This is a genomic window from Streptomyces sp. NPDC088554, from assembly GCF_044752945.1.
GTDB lineage: Bacteria > Actinomycetota > Actinomycetes > Streptomycetales > Streptomycetaceae > Streptomyces.
Genome location: NZ_JBIVMF010000098.1, coordinates 1 through 1,242, shown reverse-complemented (window position 1 = coordinate 1,242; position 1,242 = coordinate 1). Strand labels below are relative to the sequence as shown.

Here is a 1,242-nt window from a genome sequence, read left to right as displayed (position 1 = left end):
CGCTGGAACTGGACGACACCACGGTCACCGTCGCGGACATCGACTGGGCCCGGTTCGGCCAGACCTTCACCGTGACCCGGCCCAGCCCTCTCATCGGTGACCTGCCGGAGTTCGGGGGAACCTTCGACGTACAGTCCGAGCCCGAATCAGATGCAGACGCACCGGAGTTGGCCCGGCGCCTCGGCGGACTGGCCGAGGCCGAGCGGCGCCGTGAACTCGTTCTGCTGATACGGACGCACGCTGCCACCGTGCTGGGACACACCGACGCCCAGGCGGTCGAGCCTGGGAAGCCGTTCAGCGAGGCGGGGTTCGACTCGCTGATGGCGGTGGAGTTCCGTAACCGCCTCACCGAGGCGACGGGCATGCCCCTGCCGACCACCCTGGTCTTCGACCACCCCACACCACTGGCGCTCGCCGATCATCTCCTGGCGGAACTGCTCGGGCTGACCGTTATGGATGCCCCAGCATCGCTGGCCCTCGCCTCGGACGAGCCGATCGCCATCGTCGGCATGGCCTGCCGCTATCCGGGCGGGATCCACTCGCCCGAGGATCTGTGGCAGCTTGTCACCTCAGGCTCGGACGCCATCGCGGACTTCCCCGACGACCGTGGCTGGGACATCGATGCCCTATACCACCCTGATCCCGAGCACCCCGGCACCACTCATGTGCGTTCCGGTGGGTTCCTCCCCGACGCGGGTGAGTTCGACGCCGAGTTCTTCGGTATTTCCCCACGTGAGGCGTTGGCGATGGACCCGCAGCAGCGGCTTCTCCTCGAAACGGCCTGGCAGACTTTCGAGCACGCGGGCCTCGACCCGCTGGCACTCAAGGGCAGCCGGACCGGTGTCTTCGTCGGCGCTTCCCACCAGGGGTACGAGGATTCCCTGATCGGTGGGCCGGACAACGCCGAGGGGCACCTGATGACCGGCAATCACAGCAGTGTGATGTCCGGGCGGCTCTCCTACACCTTCGGCTTCGAGGGCCCGGCCGTTACGATCGACACCGCCTGTTCCTCCTCCCTGGCCGCCCTGCACCTTGCTGTCCAGGCGATCCGCCAGGGTGAATGCGGAATGGCGCTGGCAGGCGGTGTGACGGTCATGCCCAACTTGACGGCGTTCGTCGAGTTCTCCCGCCAGCAGGGCCTGGCCATTGACGGTCGTTGTAAGGCGTTCTCCGCTGATGCGGATGGTACGGGTTGGTCCGAGGGCGTGGGTCTGCTGCTTGTGGAACGGCTTTCCGATGCGG

General features: G+C 67.1%; 1 protein-coding gene. It reads left to right on the top strand.

What is annotated here, in order from left to right; all coding sequences use genetic code 11:
* The coding region (locus tag ACIP8W_RS31940; protein ID WP_402205915.1) for a beta-ketoacyl synthase N-terminal-like domain-containing protein at positions 1–1,242 on the top strand (1,242 nt) is incomplete at both ends.